At 44.3% G+C, this 17,065-nt stretch carries 16 protein-coding genes; 10 read left to right on the plus strand and 6 right to left on the minus strand.

Annotation, left to right across the window (positions count from 1 at the left end; translation table 11 throughout):
• Nucleotides 1-4: 4 nt before the first annotated feature.
• Together AC4E8D_RS05480 and AC4E8D_RS05485 are read left to right on the plus strand one after the other, a co-directional pair.
• Nucleotides 5-664 (plus strand): amino acid ABC transporter permease, encoded by a 660-nt coding sequence (locus tag AC4E8D_RS05480; RefSeq protein WP_221818950.1) that lies wholly within the window; start codon nucleotides 5-7, stop codon nucleotides 662-664.
• A gap of 33 nt (nucleotides 665-697) precedes the next feature.
• Nucleotides 698-1,453, plus strand: a complete 756-nt coding sequence (locus AC4E8D_RS05485; RefSeq protein ID WP_339182415.1) for an amino acid ABC transporter ATP-binding protein — start codon at nucleotides 698-700, stop codon at nucleotides 1,451-1,453.
• A gap of 80 nt (nucleotides 1,454-1,533) precedes the next feature.
• On the opposite strand, the gene AC4E8D_RS05490 is transcribed toward AC4E8D_RS05485, so the two are convergent.
• Nucleotides 1,534-1,746, minus strand: a complete 213-nt coding sequence (locus AC4E8D_RS05490) for a hypothetical protein (protein ID WP_490205949.1) — start codon at nucleotides 1,744-1,746, stop codon at nucleotides 1,534-1,536.
• 274 nt (nucleotides 1,747-2,020) lie between these two features.
• Between AC4E8D_RS05490 and AC4E8D_RS05495 the strand changes: the two genes are divergently transcribed.
• Nucleotides 2,021-2,362, plus strand: a complete 342-nt coding sequence (locus AC4E8D_RS05495; protein WP_237176756.1) for a DUF4190 domain-containing protein — start codon at nucleotides 2,021-2,023, stop codon at nucleotides 2,360-2,362.
• A 128-nt stretch (nucleotides 2,363-2,490) separates the two neighbouring features.
• Here AC4E8D_RS05495 and AC4E8D_RS05500 read toward each other — a convergent pair whose 3' ends face one another.
• Together AC4E8D_RS05500 and AC4E8D_RS05505 are read right to left on the minus strand one after the other, a co-directional pair.
• Nucleotides 2,491-4,677: a YhgE/Pip family protein gene (locus tag AC4E8D_RS05500; RefSeq protein ID WP_490206469.1), complete on the minus strand. Its 2,187-nt coding sequence runs from the start codon at nucleotides 4,675-4,677 to the stop codon at nucleotides 2,491-2,493.
• 77 nt (nucleotides 4,678-4,754) lie between these two features.
• On the minus strand, nucleotides 4,755-5,333 hold the full coding sequence (locus AC4E8D_RS05505; RefSeq protein WP_237176755.1) for a TetR/AcrR family transcriptional regulator: 579 nt from the start codon (nucleotides 5,331-5,333) through the stop codon (nucleotides 4,755-4,757).
• 650 nt (nucleotides 5,334-5,983) lie between these two features.
• Between AC4E8D_RS05505 and AC4E8D_RS05510 the strand changes: the two genes are divergently transcribed.
• The 3 genes from AC4E8D_RS05510 (at nucleotide 5,984) to AC4E8D_RS05520 (ending at nucleotide 7,816) form a co-directional block, all read left to right on the plus strand.
• Nucleotides 5,984-6,244 (plus strand): AbrB/MazE/SpoVT family DNA-binding domain-containing protein, encoded by a 261-nt coding sequence (locus AC4E8D_RS05510; protein ID WP_100528578.1) that lies wholly within the window; start codon nucleotides 5,984-5,986, stop codon nucleotides 6,242-6,244.
• 2 nt (nucleotides 6,245-6,246) lie between these two features.
• Nucleotides 6,247-6,645, plus strand: a complete 399-nt coding sequence (locus tag AC4E8D_RS05515) for a type II toxin-antitoxin system VapC family toxin (protein WP_221818954.1) — start codon at nucleotides 6,247-6,249, stop codon at nucleotides 6,643-6,645.
• Between the two features lie 394 nt (nucleotides 6,646-7,039).
• A complete protein-coding gene (locus tag AC4E8D_RS05520) occupies nucleotides 7,040-7,816 on the plus strand; it encodes a hypothetical protein (RefSeq protein ID WP_490205950.1) in 777 nt (258 codons plus the stop codon).
• A 177-nt stretch (nucleotides 7,817-7,993) separates the two neighbouring features.
• On the opposite strand, the gene AC4E8D_RS05525 is transcribed toward AC4E8D_RS05520, so the two are convergent.
• A complete protein-coding gene (locus AC4E8D_RS05525; RefSeq protein WP_101314730.1) occupies nucleotides 7,994-9,730 on the minus strand; it encodes a methyl-accepting chemotaxis protein in 1,737 nt (578 codons plus the stop codon).
• A gap of 458 nt (nucleotides 9,731-10,188) precedes the next feature.
• Between AC4E8D_RS05525 and AC4E8D_RS05530 the strand changes: the two genes are divergently transcribed.
• From AC4E8D_RS05530 to AC4E8D_RS05540, 3 genes are all read left to right on the plus strand, one after another.
• Nucleotides 10,189-12,147 (plus strand): CotH kinase family protein, encoded by a 1,959-nt coding sequence (locus tag AC4E8D_RS05530; RefSeq protein WP_405131529.1) that lies wholly within the window; start codon nucleotides 10,189-10,191, stop codon nucleotides 12,145-12,147.
• A 380-nt stretch (nucleotides 12,148-12,527) separates the two neighbouring features.
• A complete protein-coding gene (locus AC4E8D_RS05535) occupies nucleotides 12,528-14,207 on the plus strand; it encodes a methyl-accepting chemotaxis protein (protein ID WP_490205951.1) in 1,680 nt (559 codons plus the stop codon).
• Between the two features lie 35 nt (nucleotides 14,208-14,242).
• Nucleotides 14,243-14,887 (plus strand): Vat family streptogramin A O-acetyltransferase, encoded by a 645-nt coding sequence (locus tag AC4E8D_RS05540; protein WP_339307100.1) that lies wholly within the window; start codon nucleotides 14,243-14,245, stop codon nucleotides 14,885-14,887.
• A gap of 340 nt (nucleotides 14,888-15,227) precedes the next feature.
• On the opposite strand, the gene AC4E8D_RS05545 is transcribed toward AC4E8D_RS05540, so the two are convergent.
• Both AC4E8D_RS05545 and AC4E8D_RS05550 read right to left on the minus strand, forming a co-directional pair.
• The gene (locus tag AC4E8D_RS05545) at nucleotides 15,228-15,500 is read right to left on the minus strand and encodes an HU family DNA-binding protein (protein ID WP_036606368.1); all 273 of its coding nucleotides are present in this window, start codon (nucleotides 15,498-15,500) and stop codon (nucleotides 15,228-15,230) included.
• A 103-nt stretch (nucleotides 15,501-15,603) separates the two neighbouring features.
• Nucleotides 15,604-15,804: a cold-shock protein gene (locus AC4E8D_RS05550; protein WP_017690333.1), complete on the minus strand. Its 201-nt coding sequence runs from the start codon at nucleotides 15,802-15,804 to the stop codon at nucleotides 15,604-15,606.
• A gap of 169 nt (nucleotides 15,805-15,973) precedes the next feature.
• Between AC4E8D_RS05550 and AC4E8D_RS05555 the strand changes: the two genes are divergently transcribed.
• Complete coding sequence (locus AC4E8D_RS05555; protein ID WP_221818960.1) at nucleotides 15,974-16,876, plus strand: tyrosine-type recombinase/integrase; 903 nt, start codon at nucleotides 15,974-15,976, stop codon at nucleotides 16,874-16,876.
• The last annotated feature ends 189 nt before the right edge of the window (nucleotides 16,877-17,065 follow it).

Genomic DNA, 17,065 nt, shown 5'->3' on the forward strand with positions numbered 1-17,065 from the left:
AACAATGAGTTGGGATTATTTATCGACCATTTTAAAACCGATGCTAGAGGGTGCGCAGACCACCATTTTCATGTTCTTGCTAGCGATCGTGTTATCTGTACCGCTTGGATTTGCGGTCACGCTTGCGATGAGAAGCCAGATTAAACTGCTGGCGTGGATTGCCCATACGTATGTATACGTGATGCGAGGAACACCGCTACTGCTCCAAATTCTATTCTTCTGCTTCGGTTTACCGTTGCTTCCGGTGATTGGAGAGTATCTGGTGTTTGATCGTTTTGTTGCAGCGGGGATTGCGTTCATCCTGAACTATGCGGCGTACTTCGCTGAAATCTTCAGGGGCGGACTGCTTTCCATTGATAAGGGGCAACATGAAGCAGCCAAGGTCCTTGGATTAACGAAGTGGCAGACGATGACCAAAGTCATTATTCCTCAGATGATTCGTGTAGTATTGCCTGCAACGGCCAATGAGTCCATTACGCTCATCAAGGATACGGCTCTGCTCTATGCCGTGGCTGTGCCTGAGCTGTTGTATTACGCCCAAGCGGCGGTAAATCGCGACATAAAGCTGTTACCTTTCTTCGTGGCGGCGGTTATGTATCTGCTCATGACACTTGTACTCACCGTGCTGTTCAAGGCACTTGAGAAGCGGTTTTCATTTGAATAAATTAAATCTGATCAATCAAAGGACTGTCTGCATATGACACATATAATAGAAGTAAATCAGTTGAGAAAATCATTCGGCACACTTGATGTGCTGAAACAGGTATCCTTCAACGTGGAACCAGGCGAAGTAATTGCCGTGATCGGGCCTTCTGGTTCGGGGAAAAGTACGATGCTGCGCAGCCTGATTCATCTGGAGGATATTTCGGGCGGAACGATTCGCATTCAGGATCAGACGTTGGTCGATAATGGCCGTTACGCAGGTGCCGCGGATATTCGCAAGATTACGGATCGCATGGGCATGGTGTTTCAGCATTTTAACTTGTTCCCGCATCTGACCGTACAGGCTAATCTGGAACTCGCACCGAAGACTTTGAAAAAAGAAAGTTCAAGCGTCATCAGGCATCGCAGTCTTGAATTACTTGGAAAAGTAGGGCTGTCGGACAAGGCCGATGCCTATCCGGCCAATCTATCCGGTGGACAGAAACAGCGTGTAGCTATTGCCCGAGCACTCATGATGCAACCGGATATCCTCCTGTTTGATGAGCCAACGTCGGCACTCGATCCAGAGCTGACCGGGGAAGTGTTACGTGTAATCAAACAACTGGCGCAGGAAAATATGACGATGTTAATCGTCACGCATGAGATGGGCTTCGCCCGTGACGTTGCGGATCGTGTATTTTTCATGGATAACGGCGAGATCGCAGAGGCGGGGCCTCCAGAACAGATCTTCGGCAATCCAAAGCTTGCACGTACCCGGACGTTTTTGCAGCGGGTGGAAGTGGAGAGGTAGAAGAAACCTCAAATTATATGATGTGAAAGAACGCAATCCGTTGATTAATAAGGGATTGCGTTCTTTTTTGAAATAATGGCTTATGTCCACAGGTATATGTTCCAGATCATCAATACAAGGGTCAACACGATATAAGTTACTACATTCCAACGTGTTCGGATTCGATAAGTGGTGTAACTCATGATTCCAAACAAAACAATACTAAAACATAATACAGCTACATTATTTCGATATAGAGCAATAGGTAGAAGCATCACAATCATAAGTATGTTCATTACTTTATCGATTTTCATCGTAGTGATCCCCCAAAGATATTCAGAAAATTATTACGACTATAATAATATCTATATGTTAGAGGTATTCTTGGTTTATATCATCACACGGATAAACGGTTCTTAAATTCATATCCTTGAAGTACAATTTATAAGCTTGTGGATGTAGGTATATGTCCGGGGATGATGAGAATAAAATAAATCTAATGGTAATTCATAATTAACACAATATGGATATTATTTTTCCTAATAATCGATTATAATGAACATACTTAAAGAACAGGGAGGATTTACCTTGGAACATCACGAAAATGATGTAGATCGTTATTATAACGACACATTGCCACCACCGCCTTATGTAGTACCAAAGACCAATAGCAAGTCGATTGTATCACTAGTTTTGGGGATTCTGTCTGTCACGATTCCTTACGTGGGAATTTTAATCGGAATCGTCGCGATTATATTTGCATCTTTAGCCTTCAAAGAGATCAGAGTTCGCATGGAGCAAGGCAGAGGATTGGCCATTGCTGGACTTGTTTGTGGAATCATCGGTACAGCGATGTATGTATTACTTATTTTGCTCGTGCTATTGTTTAGTTTCGCTATCTCAAGTTCTGAAATTTACTCTACATACTAGAAATATGAAGTTAGCAAACTTAGATTGTATCTCAAACTAAAAAAGCAAAGGCGTACTTTAACTCACACCTCTTGTTGTCCAGAAGAGGGTGGGACTTAGGTACATGCCTTTGCTTTTTATTTTACTTTTTACAGGTGAAGTGAGACTTCACTGCTGACGTTTGCGTTCTCCGTGGTAGGAGGCATCAGGAAATACGTTAAGGTTCCTCCCAGGCCAATCACGGCGAAGATGCACAGAATACCAATCTGATCCCAAGCCACACCGAACTGTCCACTTGAGATAACTGCTTTATAACCTGTTACCGAATAGGTCATAGGCAGCCATGGATTAAACACTTTCAGCCAATTTGGAATTAGTTCGAGCGGGAAGGTGCCCGCGCTGGTAGTAAGCTGGAAGATCAGCATCAGAATCGCGAGGAATCGACCCGGATTCTCCAGCCAAGTCACCAGGGCCTGAATGATGTACATGAAGCTTAGACTGGTAACAAAGCTGAACAAGAGGAATAATGGAACGCTCTGAACATCCAGACCCAAGCCGTATAAGACCAGCCATGAAGCAAGCAGGGACTGCACTGCACTCATGAGTGTGAAAGCCAGCGTTTTACTCACAAAACGATTCCAGCCACTTGCCTCGCTAACCGTGCTGCCGCGTGTTGGCACAACCAATGTCGCAATCAATGCCCCGACAAATAGCCCAAGTGACAGGAAGTATGGCGAGAATCCTGTACCGTAGTTGGGTACCTCATTATATTTATGCTCATCGACCTGAACAGGCTCTGCATACATGGTTACCAGCTCATCCGTCTTTTTCACACTACCCGTCTGCTCAGCCGCTTCATTCAACTTGATGGCAAGTTCGCCAGAGCCGTCTGTTAGCTTAAGGGTACCTTCTTTTAACTGACCAGCACCGTCATCCAACTTATGTGAGCCATCTGAAAGGGTTGAGATTCCATCAGTGAACTGGCTTACACCCGCAACCAGCTTGCCTGCACCAGCATCCAATTGACTTGAACCATCTGCAAGTTTGGCTCCTCCAGCGGCTGCCTCAGATAATTTGGAATTGAACTGTTGTAAACCAGTCGCAAGCTTTTCTTGTCCGACGGATAATTGCGTGGCTCCTTGTACCAGTTGTTGTTCACCCTGTACCAACTGGCTGCTACCTTGATGCAGTTGTTGCTGTGCAGCGTACAGGTTTTGACTGCCTGCGACCAATTGCTGTCCGCCTTGATACAGCTGTTCGCTGCCCGTAGCTACGGCTTGGCTGGCTGCCAGGAGTTGCTGCACAGCAGGACTTGCGGCAAGTTCCGGACTCGCTTCAGCTAATTGGGCAAGACCTTGCGCAACCGCTTTGGCACCCTCGCTAACTTTGCCACTGCCCTCAACAGAACTTTGCAGCCCAGCAGTCAGCTTTGCACTGCCTTCCTCGGAAGCCGCCAGTCCTGCATCCAGCTTAGCTGTGCCTTCCTGAACAGATTGAAGGCCAGCCTGTAACTGTTTGCCACCCGCTTCAGCCTGCAATGCTCCATCACCCAGCTTCGTGCCTGCTGCTGCCAATTGAGACAGGCCACTGGACAGGGCACTCGCGCCAGTATGAAGATCACCTATGCCATGGGCGAGCGTAGTCGTACCTTCTTTTAACGGAACTACGCCCGTTTCGAGCTTGTCGGTGCCTACGGCCAGTTTGGACAGGTTCTCTTTTAATGTAGCAGTACCCTCATCCAGCTTGATCGCACCATCATGAATCTGACCTGCGCCATCCCCGGCATCCGCCAAACCGCTAGAGATTTTCTCGACCTGATCCAATAGCGTTTCCGTATACGATTCTGTGACTTTGGCAGCGACTTTGGAACGAATTTGTTTGACCGCCGTGCCGCCAATCTGACCTGCGAGGAAGTTATATCCTTCATTGGGTTCATAGATCAGGTCTGCCGGCTCAGGGTGCTCATCCATCAGGGTTGTTGCTTTGGTGGAAAAGTCCTCCGGAATCACAATCGTCATATAATACGTGTTGTCTTGCATACCTTGTTCTGCTTGTTCACTAGTCACGAATTGCCAGTCGAAATCATCACTTTTTTTCAATTCATCGACCAGATTCTGACCGACCTCGAGTGATTTGTCATTGTAGACTGCACCCTGATCCGTGTTGACCACGGCTACAGGTAATTCATTCATTTTGCCATAGGGGTCCCAGAATGCGTTCAGGAACAGGCCACTATACAGCACCGGAATGAACAGTACAACGAGAATCGGAATAAATACTTTTGGTTTTTTGAAGGCGGACTTCAGATCCTGCCCAAACACGTGGAATGATTTCATCATGTTCTCTCCCTATCCTTACGCTAATCCGTGTGTTCTATCTCTATTAGGTTTTGAATCTAGTGGCATACCTATCTCTAGATGGGGGATAAGCCATTCTTGAGAAAGAGGCCCACAAAATCCTTGATCTGATCTTTGTGCAACGTAGGATGCGCTTTGTTCCAATCTGAGGTTAAGGTGACATACAGCTTCAGCAGGACAAAAGAAACCAGCTTGGGATCATCTCTGCGAATCTGCTCTAATTCCATGGCACGGCTCACTTGACGCTCCAAATATTCGAGAATGGCTGTCTCCACTTTCTGCAAACCTTCCTTGGCCTGCGGCGTGCCGAACTCGTTGACCTCCTGAAAGAGCTTGATCAACAGCTCATGTTCCTCTCGATACTCCAGCAAAGAATCCATACTCATATGCACGTTATCCAGAAAGGAATTCTCTTCCTTCACGGTCTGCTCTGTAATCTGTCTCATATCTGCAATGATCGAGCGCAGAATCTCACTGAACAATTCTTCTTTATTTTCGAAAAAAGTATAGATCGTTCCCTTGCCCACATTGGCAAGTCTCGCAACCTGCTCCATCGTTGTGGCCTTATAGCCAAACAGGGCAAAGGATTTCTCGGCAGAATCCATCACCTGTTGCCTTCGATCTATCGTTTTCATCACATATACACCTCCTTGTAGGTTGAAAGGATAATGGTAAGGTAAGTCCTATATTGACCATTTTACTATTATGGTCAGTTGGTCGTTAACAACTGTAGCACTTGAACAGGGGAGCTAGATATGATCATTGTCATAAACGGATGGGACAGGTGCGAATGTGATGCTCACATGAAAACCCTGGGGGATTCGCACCTCAGAATTTGTCGAAATGGGCAAAATTGTTACCTTAAGGCAACACGTAGGCATAATGTGATTGAATAATGATATGGAAAGTCATAGAATAATAGTGAAAAAACGTGTTTTGGATGGCTCAAATCGTTAAAATACGTACTTTTTCGCTGTCGCACTCCGTATGGAGTGCGTGGATTGAAATATTGTCCTTAATGACCATGTTAATGGGAAATAACTCACATTAAAGAAGTACATTGGAACGGCAAATACCTACTTATGACTGGGAAGTTGAAGTTTATAATACACATGAACATGTAAAACAGCTTTGGGCTTACATATTGACGCTGAAATTACTCAGCATTAGAAATTCAATTCCAAATGACTATACTTGGAATGTATATTACTTGATGTAAAAAGTAATACTTGAACATTAAAGTAGTACATTGTAATATAGGTAATAGAGTAGGAGGTAGTAGTGTATGAGTATGTATGAATCAGGTAAGGTAACTTCGAAAGGACAAGTTACAATTCCAGTTGAGGTAAGGAAACAACTAGGTATAGCTACAGGCGACAAAATTATTGTAATTATCCAAAATGGCGAAGCAAAATTAGAAGTTAGGAAACAGAAAAAGTTAACTGATCTTGTAGGAATCTTAAAGACAGGGCAAGAACATGATCTTCAGGAAGCTAGGAAGTCAGCGATTGACTGGGTGGGGAACAGTTACAAAAAAGGGGAATAGCAATGGATTTTTTGGCTGATACAAACATACTAGTACGGTTGTTCACTCAAGACGATAAGGAGCAGTTTGAAAAAGTTTCTGAAATGCTAGATAGCGGAGATTTTCAGATAATTGTTTCATCACCAGTAATTATTGAAACATGTTGGGTACTGAGATCACATTACAAGCATTCTAATGTTGATGTAGGAAATGCCCTGTTTAGTCTATCGCAAATTGATAACATTATCTTTGAGGAAGATTACATGAAAGATGCGTTAAGGCTGTTTGTTGAAAAGGGTAACGTTGACATTGTGGACTGTTATCTTAGCGCAAAATCAAAAACAATTAACATGCCAGTAGTAACATGGGACAGTGATTTTAAGAAGCTGGGATGCGAGTATTACAAGCCAAATCAACTTTAAATGTTGTTTAGGTAATTGAAACCAGCGGTAGCAGTAACATTACAGTAAATAATGCTGGTACAAGTATTCTAAATCGTACTCTGTATGGAGTGCGTGATTGAAATTTTGGTAAGAGGACGAGAATGGATTTTGTATCTAACTGAGCTCCCATACCTGTAAAAAAACACAGATAGTTGTACTGTCTGTGTTTTTTTGTATAACGACGGATAGAACTACGAGTACCTGTTTTTTGAATGATACAGAGATGCAGCTTGCATGAAGTGCACCAAGGAGGAGCACATTGGCCCAATAACTGTTCCCTGTTCTTAGGCGTTTATTGAGTTGAATAGCTGATCGTAAAAAGCTCGTAACTAAGTCTTAGTTAAATCCGTCTAATAAGTTGAGGTGATTGAACATGAAACCATTTAAATATTGGAGCCAGCGCTTGAGTATACTTTTTGTTCTAGTCATTATTGTTGGCTGTGGAACATCGAATAAGGGTGAAATAACATCCAAACCCCAGGAAACGGATACGGAAGAAGTTTCAAAGGAATCAACGAAGCGATGCCCGGGAACCCTTGAATGGATTGATTTTCTAATGCTCAATAATATTACATATTTTCAAAACAACGAGGGGACCAAAGAGGTACCCGCAGAGCAAATTGGGGATAGGGTAGGGGAAGTGAGCTTCATGCTGAACGAGCATGCGTGTGCGGATCACGTGACCGAGAATGGTGATGCGGCATATCTTCCAATTGGAACTGTTATATATGAACTAAAAGGTTATAAGTCGCATTATCGCGTAGTAGCGAATAAAAAGGTTTACGAAGCAAAAGAAAATCCCAATGCTAAGACAATGGGAGACCTGATGGACATTGAAGACAAAGTGGAAAAAGTCAGCCTTGAAAGCGGGAACGATAGCAGCCCAATCGGTGACTTTCCCCAGGAAGCCGCATCCGAATTCATGAACGAGCTTTTGCTGTTGCGATATGTTGGCTTTGATGAGGTGTATAAGAAATCCAAGCATGAGACAGGGATTTTTTTACGTGTGCACCTTCAAGATGGAACATCTTTTCGAATGGTTTATTATCCCAAAGCGAATGCTTTCTCAGCAGGTGCATTTGGAACAGAAAAGATACAATCATTAATCGTTTCTCAGAGAAAAGAAATTAAAGCAGCTGCAGGATTATAGTGGATTGGAGGTTCAACAATCAGTTGATGACACCACTGTCTGTTAAATGATACCGGGAAGGTATAGAACCTACCCACCTAAGTTGGTAACAACAAAAAAACCAAGGCTTTGAGTGTAGTCACTCATGAGCCTTGGTTTTTACTGTGTCGTATTCTTGTTCTCTATATCCTATTAATTCTATTCTGCACGTACTTTAAAGAATGAGATCAGTTCTTGCAGTTGTTCGGATACAACCGAGAGCTCATCGGAGGCACTCACAATGGCTGCCATGGAGGCTTCCTGCTCATCAATTGACTGCTCAATTTGTTTACTGCTGCTTGCTGCCTTGCTGACATTGGCAGACAGTTCATCGGCCGTAGCAGACATTTCTTGTGTGCTTGCCGAGATCTCTTCAGTAGAACTGGAGATATCCTGAATCTGGTTTGCAACTTTATTCGTAGCAGTCAGAATATTCTCGAAGAATACACCAGTCTCTTGGGTAACTTCCAAGCCTTTGGTAACTTCCTTGGAACCCAACTGCATCGCTTCGGAAGACTGCATGATATCCCGTTGAATTTCTTCAATTAACTGTCGAATTTGCTTCGCTGATTCCTGCGATTGCTCTGCCAGGTTACGTACCTCACCTGCAACCACCGCAAAACCTCTTCCTTCTTCACCTGCACGGGCTGCCTCGATTGAAGCGTTAAGTGCAAGCAAGTTGGTTTGTCCGGCAATCTCCGTGATTACGTTAACAATGTTGCTAATCTGGTTCGAGTTATTTTCCAAAGACTGAATCGAGTTTGACGTATTTTGCACCGCACCGGAGATCAGGCGCATCTGCTCAATGACTTGTTGCATCACCACATTACCTGTGCTGGAGCGCTGCTCCATGCTGAGTGCTTCATCTGCCACATCGGCTGAGCTGCTGGCGATCGTCTGCACTACCGTTGACATCTCAGTCATGGCACGTGCGTTCTCCACAGTGGCTTTGTCTTGTGACACCAGTCCAGTAGATATTTCCCGAATATTGGTGCTAATGGATTGAATGTTCACATTATTTTTCTCGGAAATGCCCAGTAGTTGTTTGGAAGATTCCGAGAGGTGATGCGAAGTATTCTGTACTTTATAGATGGTTGTATTGAATCGATGGATCATCGCATTAAACTTCTCGTTGATGATACCCAGATCATCTCGCCCGGTATCGATGGTTACGTCCAGATTACCCGTGCTGACTTCTTCGATACCTTTCATCAGATTGCGGATCGGAAGCAACGTTCTTTTCAGCAAAATGAATTGCAACACCATGAACAGGATCAAGAAACCGATCAGGAACATCAAACCGTACGTAAGCAGTTTGTTAAGGCCTTTTGGAACGGCACTTGCATCTACATCGAAGTAAAGAGCAGCGTACATGGAGCCATCTGCGTTATTAATCGGATAGATCAGAGTGGTCCAAGTTCCGTACTCATCCGTGTAGAAATCACTGAAGGCAGGCTTTCCGTCCTTTTTCATCTGTTCCAGCACTACGACGTTATTCTGAGGCAGCGGGTACATGGCACCTGCAGGCAGATTACCCTCCTCGAATGGTTCCAACAGGTTGGTTGGAATCGCGATGATGGACGTTCCGTTTCCTTCCTCAAGTTCTGAACCAAAAATGTACGCTTGCGCGATGTTTGGATAGAATTCATGGATGGAATCGAGATAAGCTTTCATTTCCAGCTGTACAGGACCGGAGTAGCTTTTTTCCTTAGCCGCTTCTGCCACTTTGGCAGTGTCGAGATCGTCATACCATTTCTGGGTGATGACGGTAGCCTGGTCGTGCAACTGTTCAACCAAGATATTTTTTTGCAATTGATACGCGGCAGTAATCAGGATTACACCGATCAACATGATGCTGCCGAATGAAATCACCAAATTTTTGATGAAGAAAGGCATGGTACTCCAGCGAAGCTTATTAAACAAGATGGTTCACTCCTTCTACGATTGTGACGAAGGACTTATCCTGGGGGTTTACACGCTATGTAATTGTTGACTTAAAAAAATGCAATGTGGTCCCTAAATATCTTGTCTGCTCAAATTCTCTTTTGTTTCTAAAAGCTTTTTGTAAAGAGTTTTGCTATTCACGTATATGAACTCCAGGTAAGTTCTACTCTTCAGATATATCGTTATAAAGGCATATTAATGTTAGATAATTGCAATAAAATAGGACTTATGAACCGGTTCCAAGGTTATAATTGCGCTTTTTTTCATTATATTTCTTGTATGTCCATGAAAATTTCATAGTGATACATATCATTTTTAATCGCGTTTAAGATTCACTAAAGGTTAGTCCCCTACCATGATTACATAAGCCTCAGTAGCTTAATAGAAACCAAGAAGGAGGATTCATCATTTTGAATATTTTATTACGAAAAGTTACAGTAACGGCATTGTCCGTGACGATGGTAACGACATCTTTTGGGCTGATCGGAAGTCCGAATGCGGCATATGCTTCAGAAAGTACAGCGACAACCACGAGTGCAGGCGTGACGCAAGCTTATGAATCATTGTTCCAGACGGATAACGTCATAGATGTGAATGTAACGATTGATGATGCAGACTGGAAGAGCATGCTCGAAAGTCCGCTGGATAAGGATTATAAGAATGTGAGTGTGGAAGTGGACGGCAACAAGCTGGACAACGTCGGTTTTTCCACCAAGGGCAATCTGACCCTGAAAGCTGTAGCCTCAATGGAAGATTCGGACCGTTACAGCTTCAGACTGAAGTTTGATAAATACGATAAAACACAAAGCCTGCTTGGACTGGACAAAATGGTGCTGAACAATAACTACGCCGATCCGTCGTATATGCGTGAAGTTCTACACTATGAAGCACTGCGGAGTATTGGCATGGATGTCCCAATGACGAACTATGTTAATCTGTACGTTAACGGCGAGCTGGTTGGTTTCTATACTGGCGTTGAAGCAGTGGATGATAGCTATCTGGAGCGCAACTACGGTGAGAATTACGAAGAAGGTGACCTCTATGATACGGATGAGAAGAGTTATCTTCAATACGAAGAGGGCAGTGACTACAGTACAATCACCAAAGACTTGGGTACGGATAAGGACAAAACCAAACTCAAAACCTTCATCCAAACACTAAATGAGATGCCAGAAGGAGAAAAGGGTGATATTGAAAGTGTACTGGACGTAGATTCGGCGCTTCAATATATTGCAGGCAACATGGTTTTTGGCAACTATGACAGCTATAACGGCGACAAAGGACACAACTACATGCTCTACAGTGATGCCGCTGGCAAGTTCACGGTTGTTCCTTGGGACTTCAACATGTCCTTCAACGGGTACTCGGGCGGAGGCGGACGTGGCACAACAACCGGATCAACCACGACTAACACCAATGCTACGAACGTATCTGTAGACGAGCCTGTATTGGGCATCAGCATGGAAAATGTACCGATGATCAATAACCTGCTTGCTGTGCCGGAGTATAAGGAAAAATATTTGAGTTACGTCAACGAACTGACGGACTACATGGAAGGCATTCAAGATCGTATTACTGGCCTTGCCGATGAGATTCGTCCTTATGTAGAAGCAGATCCAACGAAATTTTATACGACAGAACAGTTTGAATCCAACATCGCTTATTCTGCCAATGCAGATGCGGCAGGTGGTATGGGCGGTACACCACCAGAAGGATTTGAGGGAATGACCCCACCTGAAGGCATGGAAGGTATGACGCCGCCTGAAGGTTTCGAAGGAATGACACCTCCGGATGAAGCAACAGATCCAACAACGAATACAGGAAATACGCAGACACGCCCTGGTGGTAACTTTGGCGGCGGGGGCGGAGGCATGGGCTCCATGGCAGCCGGATCACTGACGACATTTGCACTGAACCGTCTTGCGAATCTGCAAGAGCAACTCGGACGTGAAGTAACGCCTTTGCCTGAGAATTCGGAAGAGACAGGTTCGAATACTTCATCCGGAACAACCGACAAAACTATTACCGTAACACTCGATGGTAAATCGATCACATTCCCGGATCAGGACCCGCTGCAGCAAAATGGACGAGTAATGGTACCTGTGAACGCAATCCTCGAAGCAATGGGTGCAGAAGTGACTTGGGACAAAACGGCTAAGACGGTAACGGCGGTTCTGAATGATCAGACCTTTGTGCTCAAGGTCGGAAGCAGCACCGCAACCGTAAATGGAGAGACACTCGAAATTGATGCACCAGCGATCATTCAAAACAGTCGCACACTCGTGCCTGTACGCTTCATCTCAGAAGGACTGGGACTTACCGTGGACTGGGATCAAACCGCTGCACAAGTAAGCCTTACATCCAAATAAGAGATATCTTCTCAAGAGCAACGTTGTTGTATGGAGAATAAGAAAAGGGATTCGATGGTCAGATCGAATCCCTTTTTGCTCTGCTTTGTCAGGTTAGACGGAGCGAACATCCAGCAAAATCCGGCCTCGTTCATGTCTGGCCTTACTTTTGGCATGTGTTTGATTGGCTTCACTTAAAGAACATTCTTACATGATTACGGATAATTCGTAAAATATTAGGTTTCAACAAGTTATTTTTGTGATAAAAGTCACTGAAATATTATAAATATTGTGATCACCCCTACCGATAAGACTATAGTGATATTCGAAACGGATTCGAAATTGGCTTGAATATCCCCACAACTACATAGGGAAAAGGGTGGCTCACACACATGCGAAGCATGAGCATCGGTACCAAAATCAGTTTGATCGTTATCAGTATATTTATCACCTTCTCTTCAGCCGTGGCGGTAAGTGTAATCCTGGAGATGAGACAGGGGATTACGACATTTGCTACAGAGAAGGCAAAGCGAGATTTGGAGATGGCGAATAGTATCATTACATATAAGCATCCAGGAGATTGGGCCATTAAGGATGGACAATTATTCAAGGGAGATGCCGCGCTGGAAGGCAACTTTGAATTGGTGGATGAGATTGGACAAGCGTCTGGGGACACGGTGACGATCTTCCGAGGTGACGAACGTGTTGCAACAAATGTCATGGTGGACGGAAAGCGTGCTGTCGGCACGAAGGTATCGGACGAGGTCGCCCAGACCGTTTTGCAGCAAGGGGAAAAATACTACGGTGAAGCCGTGGTTGTGGGTCAGAAATATCAGACGGCCTATGAACCAATCAAGAACGCATCCGGAGACATTATTGGAATTTTCTATGTGGGTGCTTCTCAATCGTTAATTGATGTGATTATCTCCTCGTTCCTCAAGACATTCCTGATCGTATTCCTGCTTGCAATGTTGGTCGCAATTACCCTGATCCTGCTGTACGTTCGCAGGGTGAGAGTAAGAATCGAGCGGGTATCTGTGGCGATTAAACGTGCGGGGACGGGCGATTTCACACAGCCAGTTGTGGACAACATCCAAGACGAGATTGGCATGCTGGGTACGGGATACAATGAGATGAGAAGTAATCTCCAGGTCATCATTCAAGGCGGACTTCAAGCTGCGGAGAAAGCAGAGAATTCGACTGGACTGCTACTCAAGATTGCGGATCAAACGGCCAAAGAATCGGCGCAGATTGCATCCTCCGTTGAACAAGTGGCGCACGGAGCCGATAGTCAGACGATCAGTACAGAAGAAAATCTGCAGGCCATGGAAGAAGTGGCTATAGGTGTACAACGTATGGCGGACAAGGCCTCCAGTATCTCGGACTCTGCCTTGTATTCACGCAAACAGGCAGAAACCGGAGGTGAAGCGGTGCAACTTACCGTTCAGCAGATGTCTACAATTGAATCTTCCGTTACCACAACGGATGAAGTCATTCGTATGCTGGAAGGGAAGTCGGCACAGATTAGCCAGATGGTTTCCGCCATTCATGAGATTGCAAATCAAACGAATCTACTCGCCCTCAATGCATCCATTGAAGCGGCAAGAGCAGGGGAGCATGGCAGAGGATTTGCCGTCGTATCTACCGAGGTTCGTAAACTGGCTGAACAAGCTGGAGACTCTTCAGATCGTATTGAAGAACTGGTCGAAGCCATGGAACAAGATATGCAGCAATCGCTATCGGCCATGTCGAGAGTGAAGGACGAAGTACAGGAAGGACTGCGCTTGACCCGGGAAACGGAGCAAAACTTCAGCCTGATCCGGGATACAAACCTGCGTATTGCTACAGAGATTGAGGACATGGCTGCGACGAGTGAAGAGATGTCCGCAGGCGTGGAACAGATCGTGGCTTCTGTGCATGAGATCGCTCGCCATGCGCAGACGGCCAGTACCAATTCACAGCAGGCTGCAAGATCTGTTCATGAACAGCTCAAGTCGGTAGAACAGATCAAGGCATCTGCGGCTATTTTGTCTGATGTGTCGACAGAGCTCCAGACCTCACTTAGTCCGTTTAAGATTTAATATCTGTTACAATAGGGAAAAGGAGGGACTACAATATGGCCCCTGATAAAACAAAACTTTTCCCGAATGAGAATATCCGTACGGTATGTTATATTCAAAACCTGCCGCCGCGTTCCAACGTGGACATCGGTGATTATACCTATTATAGCGATAACACGAATCCGCCAGAGCAATTCTATGACCGGATACAGCATCATTATGACTTCATTGGTGATCGCCTGGTCATTGGGAATTTCTGTGCAATTGCGGAAGGTGTGACATTCATTATGAATGGCGCTAATCATCGGATGGAGGGTATGACCACTTATCCGTTCAACATTTTTGGTGGAGGATGGGAACGTGTGACACCTACACTGGAACAACTTCCATATAAGGGTGACACGGTACTGGGGAACGATGTATGGCTTGGTCAAAATGTAACGATCATGCCTGGTATCACGATTGGAGACGGGGCAATCGTTGCCTCCAATTCAACCGTTGTTAAGGACATTGAACCCTATACGATTGTTGGTGGTAATCCAGCCAAGACTATTAAAAAGCGTTTTGACGAAGAGACGATTGGACTGCTGCTGGAATTGAAGTGGTGGGATCAGGATGAGGAATGGCTGGATACGCATTTGGAACGTCTTGTCTCTACATATGATCTCCAGATCTTGCGCGAACTACAGAACAGCAAATAGGATGGTTGTACATTGTGCATAAAAGATAAAAAAGCTGGTTCCCTGACGGAGCCGGCTTCCAAGCAAATCAGGCCCTGGACCGTTTTGAGCGGATCAGGGCCTCTTGTTGTCCAAGATGAAATGTTAATTTAGCGGGTGGGTGGTCGTAGGTTGCAATCAGACTGTACTGATGGGGGCTTTAAATGAGTATGAGCTTCTGTATGATCCGAGTTTGTCTGTTTGCCTGAATAAAAGTTAATGATATCATCAACGGTAGTAAACACGACATTTAAATCCATATTATCATTGTGTGTTTGAATAAAAACCTCTTTTCAATGGGTTGTTACGTTTGTTACGTGGTTTAATTTAAAGCTTCTTTCATGCTTAAACCTGCTGTGAATACAGGAACTTTACCTGCAGGTAGTTGAATTTCCTTGCCTGTTTTCCGGCTTCTTCCTGTTCTTGCCTCACGCTTCTGCACTTCAAATTTCCCGAATCCAACCAGTTGAACTTCTTTACCTTCTTTGAGAGCTTCGAGAATCGAGTCCAGTACAACGGTTACAGCTTTTTCAGCATTCTTCTTGGAGAAACCGCCAGCCTTAGCTACTTCTGTGATCAATTGTTCTTTATCCATGGGAATACCTCGCTTTCATTCTTGTGATGTGAAATCTTTTCTTTACTGTGCAACATATGTGTAAATAAAAAGCTGCCTTATTAATAAGGCAGCTTTCATATAATTAAAGTTTAGTAACGTTCTCAGCTTGTGGTCCACGGTTACCTTGAGTTACTTCAAATTGAACGCGTTGACCTTCGTCCAAAGATTTGTAACCTTCACCTTGAATTGCACTGAAATGAACGAATACATCTGTTCCTTCTTCAGTTTCGATAAAGCCGAATCCTTTATCCGCGTTGAACCATTTCACTGTACCTGTTTGCATGTGATTCCTCCAAAAAATAAGTTTTTAGCCGATCATTATGACGAGTATTATTGAAAAATTGACACTCACCTGGTGCATTTAAACCACGAACTTGATGTCCGCTAATGTATCGATTAATATGATAATACCATGTCCGCTAATATAAGTCAAGATTTGGAGGTATTTTCTAATGAATCAGTCATCAGGGATTTCGGTGCAGCGGGAACCGACGATAGAGGAATTCATACATATGCTTGCTAATGAGGGAGAATTGCATCCCAAAACCGTGAAGGAATATACAAGTGATCTGAAACACTTTATCGAATGGTACAAGGAAAGCACCATGCTTAGTGAAGAGTTCTCACTGCGAATTGAAGATGTGGATACATCCACTTTAGTCAGTTATCGTGAAAATGCTCACAACGTTATGTTATTGAAACCAGCCACCATTAACCGGAGGTTGATTACGCTGAAGCGTTTTTTCAAATGGGCTGTCTTGGAATCCAGGCTCAGTCATGACCCTTCCAAACCATTAAAATTCATTCCGGAAGACAAAGTAAGTCCACGCCGAATGACATTAGAAGAAGAGCAGGCATTCCTCGCGGCAGTGGAGTACGGTAATTCCCTTCGTGATCAGACAATCCTGACCCTAATGTTTCACACAGGCTTGCGAACGATGGAGGTATGCAACCTCAAGCCTCAGGATATCGAACTTGGTAGACGAAGCGGTCACCTGACAGTGAGAGCCGATAAACGCAACGTGCAACGTAAGATCCCTTTGAATATACAATGTGTTGTCATGTTGAATCAGTACTTATCTGATCTTGCTACCGATCCTGCTTACCTTTTTCCTTCAGAGAAGACAAACGATCGTTTAACGGAGAGAGCATTGCGGCACCTGATTAAAAAAGTAATGATAACAGCAGGGCTGGAAGGATTGAGTTCACACGATCTGCGTCATCGTTTTGGCTACGTCATGGCTGAGCATACGCCACTGCACCGTTTAGCCGAGATAATGGGACACACCAACCCAGATACAACCATGATTTATTTTAAAGCATTAAGTACAAATCATCGTAAAGAACAAGAATGAAGTCTGAATTATAGTTACAATCAAAACACCTCTTATTAGAAGTACTTCGAAATTTTCCGTGTTTGTATTACTTTAACCTACCTTTAGCATTCATATACTATCCTTCACATTTCACTTAGGCACTGCCCGACAGGGTTGCCTTACCTCTAACAAAGAAAGCGATTACATATCCCTGATAATATTGTATAT

The organism is Paenibacillus sp. SRL342 (genome assembly GCF_984798905.1).